Source organism: Microbacterium testaceum (assembly GCF_001476285.1).
GTDB lineage: Bacteria > Actinomycetota > Actinomycetes > Actinomycetales > Microbacteriaceae > Microbacterium > Microbacterium testaceum_B.
On record NZ_LDRU01000083.1, the window covers coordinates 25016 to 32281 of the forward strand.

General features: G+C 70.1%; 5 protein-coding genes. 2 read left to right on the forward strand and 3 right to left on the reverse strand.

Annotated features, from left to right (window positions below; genetic code table 11):
* Positions 1-43: 43 nt before the first annotated feature.
* From NS283_RS14005 to NS283_RS14015, 3 genes are read right to left on the reverse strand one after another with little or no spacing between them, the layout of a single operon-like run.
* Complete coding sequence (locus NS283_RS14005; protein WP_058597473.1) at positions 44-961, reverse strand: TatD family hydrolase; 918 nt, start codon at positions 959-961, stop codon at positions 44-46.
* Positions 958-2532, reverse strand: coding sequence for a methionine--tRNA ligase (gene metG, locus NS283_RS14010; protein WP_058597474.1), 1575 nt, complete (start codon positions 2530-2532; stop codon positions 958-960). Before metG ends, NS283_RS14005 begins: the two co-directional genes overlap by 4 nt.
* Positions 2533-2587: 55 nt before the next feature.
* Complete coding sequence (locus NS283_RS14015) at positions 2588-3604, reverse strand: LacI family DNA-binding transcriptional regulator (protein WP_058597475.1); 1017 nt, start codon at positions 3602-3604, stop codon at positions 2588-2590.
* 169 nt (positions 3605-3773) lie between these two features.
* Here NS283_RS14015 and NS283_RS14020 point away from each other — a divergent pair, with 169 nt between their 5' ends.
* Positions 3774-5789, forward strand: coding sequence for a beta-galactosidase (locus NS283_RS14020; RefSeq protein ID WP_058597476.1), 2016 nt, complete (start codon positions 3774-3776; stop codon positions 5787-5789).
* A gap of 154 nt (positions 5790-5943) precedes the next feature.
* A complete protein-coding gene (locus NS283_RS14025) occupies positions 5944-7179 on the forward strand; it encodes a sugar ABC transporter substrate-binding protein (protein ID WP_058597477.1) in 1236 nt (411 codons plus the stop codon).
* Positions 7180-7266: the final 87 nt, after the last annotated feature.

Consider the following 7266-nt stretch of genomic DNA (forward strand, 5'->3'; position numbering starts at 1 on the left):
AAGGCCGGCTCCCCGCGGGGTGCCGGCCTTCGCGGTGCCGGGGTCAGAACGGTCCGTACACCTCGAGGGTGTTCGCGGCGACCTGGGCACCGAGCTCGTCGGCATCCATCCCCCGCTCGGCCGCGAGGAAGCGGAGCGTGACCGGGATGAGGTACGGCGCGTTCGGGCGGCCACGGTAGGGCGCGGGCGTCAGGAACGGCGCGTCGGTCTCGACGAGGATGCGCTCGAGCGGCGTCACCGCGAGAGCATCGCGCAGGTTCTGCGCGTTCTTGAAGGTCACGTTGCCGGCGAACGAGAGGTAGTAGCCGCGGTCGGCGGCGATCCGCGCCATCTCGGCATCACCGGAGAAGCAGTGGAACACGGTCTTCTCGGGTGCGCCGACGCGCTCGAGGGTCTCGAGCACGGCGTCGTGGGCGTCGCGATCGTGGATCTGCATGGCGATCCCGTGCTTCTTCGCGAGCGCGATGTGCGCCTCGAACGAGCGGATCTGAGCCGGGATGCCATCGGCGTCGGTTCGGAAGAAGTCGAGGCCCGTCTCACCGATCGCCCGCACCCGGGGAGCGGCGGCGAGCTCGTCGATGACCGCGATCGCGGAATCCAGCTCACCCGCGCGCTCGTAGACGGGAGCCTCGTTCGGGTGGATCGCCACGGCGGCCAGCACCCGAGGGTGCGTGTCGGCCGCCCATGCCGACCAGCGCGACGAGTCGACGTCGCCGCCGGCCTGGACGACGCCGTGCACTCCCACGGCCAGGGCACGCTCGAGCTGCTCGTCGAGCGACAGTCCTGTCTCGCCGTCCTCGATCTCGAGGTGCGTGTGGTTGTCGTAGACGGGCACGCCGAGCGGCTCGGGCGCGGGCGGGTAGCTCACGTCGCGACGGCCGTCCGTCGAACGCTCCCGCACGTACTGGCTCGGGTCGCCGCCCTCAATGGTGCCGCGGGGCCGCTCGACGGGGGTGCTCATGCCTGCTCGACGCGCGGGAACAGCGGCGAGAGCCCGTTCACCGACGATCCGGGACGCAGCACGCCCCACTGACCGGCATCGCGCAGCGGCTGCTCGTGCAGACGGCCGATGCTCTCGGCGGCACCCAGCGCGATCCACAGCTTCTCGGTCGCGATCGGCATGACCGGCGACAGCAGCACGGCGAGCGCGCGGAGTCCCTCGGCGGCCGTGTACAGCACCGTGCCGAGGCGCTCGCGCTTCTCGGGGTCCTTCGCCAGAGCCCATGGCTCGTTGTCGGTGATGTACCCGTTGAGCGCGTCGACGATCGTCCAGATCGCGGCGATCGCCTCGTCGATACGGAACTTCTCGATGGCCGCGTCCGCGTTCGTCGCGGCATCCGCCACCGTCTGCTGGATCGCGCGATCGATCTCGGTGAGCGCGCCCGAGGGCGGCACGATCCCCTCGAAGTACCGCTCGATCATCGCGATCGTGCGGGATGCCAAGTTGCCGAAGCCGTTGGCGAGTTCGGCCTGGTAACGGGCCGAGAGGTCTTCCCACGAGAACGACCCGTCCTGACCGAACGCGATCGCGGAGAGGAAGTAGAACCGGTAGGCGTCGGAGCCGAAGACGTCGGTGATCTCCGTCGGGGCGATGCCGGTGAGCTTGGACTTCGACATCTTCTCGCCGCCGACGAGCAGCCAGCCGTGCGCGAAGACGCCGCGGGGCACCTCGAGGCCTGCTGCCATCAGCATCGCGGGCCAGATGACGGCGTGGAAGCGCAGGATGTCTTTGCCGACCACGTGGAAGGCGGGCCAGCGGCGCGCGAACTCCTCGGGGTCGGTGCCGTAGCCGATCGCCGTGGCGTAGTTCAGCAGAGCGTCGACCCACACGTAGATGACGTGGGAGTCGTCCCACGGCACCTGGATGCCCCAGTCGAAGGTCGACCGCGAGATCGACAGGTCTTTCAGGCCGTTCTTCACGAACGATACGACCTCGTTGCGCGCCGACTCCGGGCGCACGAAGTCGGGCACCGTCTTGTAGAGCTCGAGCAGGGGCTCCTGGAACTCGCTGAGCTTGAAGAAGTAGTTCTTCTCCTGCAGCAGTTCGAGCGGCTTCGAGTGGATCGCGCAGACCTTGAGTCCCTCGAAGGGGCCCTCGCCGTCGACGATCTCGGCCTCGGTCTTGAACTCCTCGCACCCGACGCAGTACAGCGCCTCGAACTCGCCGGCGTAGATGTACCCCCGGTCGTAGAGCGCCTGCACGAACTTGGCCACGCGCTCCTCGTGGCGCGGCTGGCTCGTGCGGATGAAGTCGTCGTTGGCGACGTCGAGCGTCTTCAGCAGGGGGAACCACGACTCGCCCACGAGCTTGTCGACCCACTCCTGCGGGGTGTGGTTGTTCGCGGCCGCGGCACGCATCATCTTCTGGCCGTGCTCGTCGGTGCCGGTCAGCATCCAGGTGTCGTCACCGGCCTGGCGGTGCCAGCGCGCGAGCGTGTCCACAGCCACGGTCGTATAGCCGTGGCCGATGTGGGGGACGTCGCTCGGGTAATAGATCGGCGTCGTGATGTAGAAGGATCGGCCGGAAGTCACCCCAGGATTCTACGGGGGCGCGCTCGACCCCGGCGGTCGCGTGACGACGGGCCGCTCACGCGGAGTCGCGCGGGACGAGAGTGGTCGCGAGGACGACCGGGGCGGCGGGCCGTCCGGCGATGGCATCCAGCAGCAGGGTCACCATGCGCTCGCTGAGCTGCTCCCAGGGCTGGCGCATCGTGGTGAGCGCGGGCTCGTGCGTGGCCGCCAGGCCGGAGTCGTCGAAACCTGCCACAGCGACGTCCTCGGGCACGCGACGTCCGGCACGCCGGAGCGTCTGCACCGCGCCCGCCGCCATCGAGTCGGACGCGGCGAAGACGGCGTCGATGTCAGGGGCCTTCTCGAGCAGGCGTGCCATCGCGGCGGCCCCGGAGTCCGACGAGTAGTCGCCCCTCTCGACGAGGGCCGGGTCGAAGTCGGAGCCCATCTCGTCGCGGAAGCCGACCAACCGGAAGCGGCCGCCGGGGGTGTCGTCGGGTCCGGCGATCATGGCGATGCGGCGGTGCCCGCGGGAGCGCAGGTAGGCGGTCATCTCCCGCGCCGAACCGCTCTCATCGACCGAGACGCTCAGCACCTCGGCGCGATGGCCGAGAGGGACGCCGCACGAGACGGTCGGGATTCCGGCCTCGAGCAACGAGTCCAGGAGCGGATCGGCCTCGTGCGACGAGATGAGCAGCACTCCGTCGACGTGGCCCGCGCGGACGTAGTGCTCGACGGTGGCGCGCTCGGCCGGTGTACCGGCGATGAGGAGGACGAGGGTCATCCCCCGCTCCGACAGCGCCGCGGCGGCGCCGCGCAGGAGGAGCGCGAAGGTGGGGTCGTCGAACAGCAGGTGCTGCGGCTCGGTCATGAGGAAGGCGAGCGATCCGGACCGACCCGTCGCAAGGCTTCGCGCCGCGTGGTTGGCGGTGTACCCGGTGCGCTCGATCGCCTCTTCGACGGCGATGCGGGCATCCGGCGACACCCAGTGGCCGCCGTTGATGACGCGTGACACGGTGCCGCGAGAGACCCCGGCGGCGGCCGCGACATCGCGAATCGTCGGCTTACGACGAGCCGTCGGGGTCGGTTCCATGCCGGAATGCTATCTGTCCACGCGTGCGTCTCCGGTCGTGCCACGCGGGCCGACTGGGACCGGTCACAGTTCGATAACGAAGGAGGGGACGAGGTTGCATTGCGCGGCCGAGGCAACGGAGGCTGTGACCGGTCCCAGTCAGGGCCGCACGAAGATCCGATGGAGTGTCATGACCCGCGTTACCCCCTGGCCCGCTCTCGACGGCATCGCGTACGGCGGTGACTTCAACCCCGAGCAGTGGCCCCGCGAGGTCTGGGACGAGGACGTGCGCCTCATGCGCGAAGCCGGCGTCAATCTCGTGAGCGTCGGGATCTTCTCGTGGGCCCTCATCGAGCGCAGCGAGGGCGTCTTCGACTTCGCCTGGCTCGACGACCTCCTCGACCTGTTGAACGACAACGGCATCCACGTCGATCTCGGCACGCCCACCGCGTCGCCGCCCGCCTGGTTCTTCCACGCCCACCCAGAGGCACGCGTGGTGACCCGCGACGGCCGCACGATGGGCTTCGGCTCGCGGGGCATGGCATCCCCCTCCTCCCCCGCCTACCGCGCGGCGATCGCCCGTATCGCCGGCGCACTCGCCGCGCGCTACGCCGCGCACCCCGCTGTGGTCATGTGGCACGTGCACAACGAGTACGGCGTGCCCGTCGGCGAGGACTACTCCCCCGCCTCGGTCGCCGCCTTCCGCGACTGGCTGCGCGAACGGTACGGCTCGCTCGACGGCCTCAACGCGGCGTGGGGCACCGCTTTCTGGGGCCAGCACTACGGCGACTGGGAGCACGTGGGCGCCCCCGCCGACGCTCCGAGCGTCGTCAACCCCGCGCAGCGCCTCGACTTCGCCCGATTCACCGACCACCAGCTGCGCGCCTGCTTCCGCGTCGAACGGGATGCCATCCGCGAGCAGGCCGCGCAACCCGTCACGACCAACTTCATGGCGAATCAGAGCTGGACCACCGACCTGTGGGCATGGGGCAGAGAGGTCGACATCGTCTCCGACGACCACTACCTGTGGGCCGCCGACCCCGAAGGGCACGTGGGGCTCGCGATCGCCGCCGACCTCTCGCGCTCGGTCGGCGGGGGCGCCCCGTGGATCCTCATGGAGCACTCCACCTCGGCCGTGAACTGGCAGCCGCGCAACGTCGCCAAACGCCCGGGTGAGATGGCCCGCAACTCACTCACGCATCTCGCCCGCGGTGCCGACGCGATCCTCTTCTTCCAGTGGCGAGCCTCGCGCTCCGGCGCCGAGAAGTTCCACTCGGCGATGCTCCCCCACGCGGGCACCGCCTCCCGCGTCTGGCGCGAAGTCGTCGATCTCGGCGACGTGCTCGGCCGTCTGGGCGAGGTGCGCGGGGCGCGCGTGCAGGCCGAGGCCGCGGTGCTGTGGGACTTCGAGTCGTTCTGGGCGCAGGACCTCGAGTGGCGTCCCTCGGTCGACGTCACCCACCAGGCGCAGGTGCGCGCGTACTACGAGCAGCTCTGGCGCGACGGGATCACCGTCGACTTCGCGCTGCCCGGACACGACCTGTCGGGCTACCGCCTGGTCGTCGTCCCGGCTCAGTACCTGCTGTCGACCGCGGATGCCGACAACCTCGCCGCCTACGTACGCGGCGGCGGCACGCTGGTGGTGTCCTTCTTCTCGGGCATCGTCGACGAGAACGACGCCGTGCATCCCGGCGGCTACCTCGCTCCCCTTGCCGAGGTGCTCGGTGTGCGTGTGGAGGAGTTCCTGCCGTTGCGCGAAGGCGAGACGACGACGCTCGAACGAGCCGACGGCGCTGCCCTCACGGCTCGCGCGTGGGCGGAGGACCTCCTCGTCGACGGTGCCGAGATCATGGCCCGCTACATCGACGGTCCGGCCGCCGGGCGCGCCGCCCTCACCCGCCACGCGTACGGCGCGGGAACCGGCTGGTACGTGTCGACGAGCCTGGATGCCGACAGCCTCGCCCAGGTCATGGCTGCCGCCTATGCCGACGCCGGGGTCTCGGCATCCCTCCTCCCGGCCGGATGCGAGGTGGTCGTCCGACGCTCCGACGACCACGACTTCACCTTCGTCGTCAATCATCGCGACGACGCCGTCGACCTCTTCCTCGACGGCACCGAGCTCCTCACGGGCGCCTCCACCGGCGGTGCGCTGACGGTTCCCGCGGGCGGCGTCGCCGTCGTCCGCACCGCACGTGAGGAGGTCTGACGGGCCGGCACCCGACCCCGCACGACACCCGGCCGCACCGATGCGTCCGGGTGATGAGGGCCGCGAGGACAGCGACCCCGCACGACCCGACCGCGACGATCGCGGTCGCCCGACCCGACCGCAATGGCTGCGGTCGCACAGAAAGGGACCTCCCATGCGCATGACAGCACCCCGGCGCGCGATCCTCGGCTCAGCGGCGATCCTCGCCGTCTCGGCCCTCGCCCTGACCGGCTGCTCCGGCGGCGGCTCCGGCGACGACACCGCCCAGGGCGGCGACGGGCCCGAGATCGTCGTCTGGACCGACGCCGAGCGCGAGCAGGCCATCGGCGACGCTGCGAAGGCCTTCGAGGAGGAGACGGGCGCGACCGTGCGTCTCGTGCAGAAGAACTTCGAGGACCTGCGCAACGACTTCATCGCCCAGGTGCCCACCGGCGAAGGGCCCGACATCACCGTGGGCGCGCACGACTGGCTCGGTGCCCTCGTCGCCGCCGGCGTCGTCGACACGATCGACCTCGGCGAGACCGCCTCGAAGTTCGAGCCCGTCGCTCTCGAGGCCATGACCTACGACGGGCAGCTCTACGCCCTGCCGTATTCGCTCGAGACGGTCGCCCTGGTCCAGAACACCGCCCTGGTGGGGACGGAGGCACCCGCAACGTGGGACGACATGATCCAGCGAGGTCTGGCATCCGGGGCGGAGCGCCCGTTCGTCATCAACACCGCCGGCGAGACCGGCGACGGGTACACGATGTACGGACTCCAGACCTCGTTCGGCGCCCCCGTGTTCGTTCAGGATGCCAGCGGCTCGTACACGTCCGAGGTGGGCATGGGAGGGGCGCCGGGTGAGAGATTCGCCCAGTGGCTGTCGACCAACGGACAGACCGGGTATCTCTCGACCACGATCGACTACGACATCAACAACGAGCTGTTCGCGAGCGGTAAGGCTCCGTACACCGTTCAAGGACCCTGGGCGATCAGCTCGTTCGAGGGCATCGATGTCGCGGTGAACCCGATCCCCAGCGCGGGCGGCGAGACCGCGGCCCCCTTCGTGGGCGTACAGGGCTTCTACCTGAGCGCCCAGAGCAAGAACTCCCTGCTCGCGACCGAGTTCCTCGTGAACTACCTCGGCACCGAGGACGCGCAGCGCGCGCTCTACGAGGCCGACCCGCGCATCCCCGCATACACCTCGCTCGGTCAGGAGGTGGCATCCGACCCGATCATCGCCGGCTTCCTCTCGTCGGCGCAGAACGGCGTCCCGATGCCCTCGATCCCCGAGATGGGTTCGGTGTGGGACCTCTGGAACGCCGCTGAGGCCCAGATCATCTCCGGCGCCGAGCCCGTCTCGACGTGGAACCAGATGATCACCGACCTGCAGAGCACGCTGGCCGGCTGACGACTCCGCGGGCGGGCGCGATCACGCACGCCCGCCCGCGGTACCACCCCGACGAATCCGGAGCACCCATGTCGGTCACCCCTCCCG

Coding starts and splice junctions, on each gene's coding strand:
- NS283_RS14015 (WP_058597475.1), bottom strand. CDS start 3,604: ATGGAACCGACCCCGACGGCTCGTCGTAAGCCGACGATTCGCGATGTC.
- NS283_RS14005 (WP_058597473.1), bottom strand. CDS start 961: ATGAGCACCCCCGTCGAGCGGCCCCGCGGCACCATTGAGGGCGGCGAC.
- NS283_RS14020 (WP_058597476.1), top strand. CDS start 3,774: ATGACCCGCGTTACCCCCTGGCCCGCTCTCGACGGCATCGCGTACGGC.
- NS283_RS14025 (WP_058597477.1), top strand. CDS start 5,944: ATGCGCATGACAGCACCCCGGCGCGCGATCCTCGGCTCAGCGGCGATC.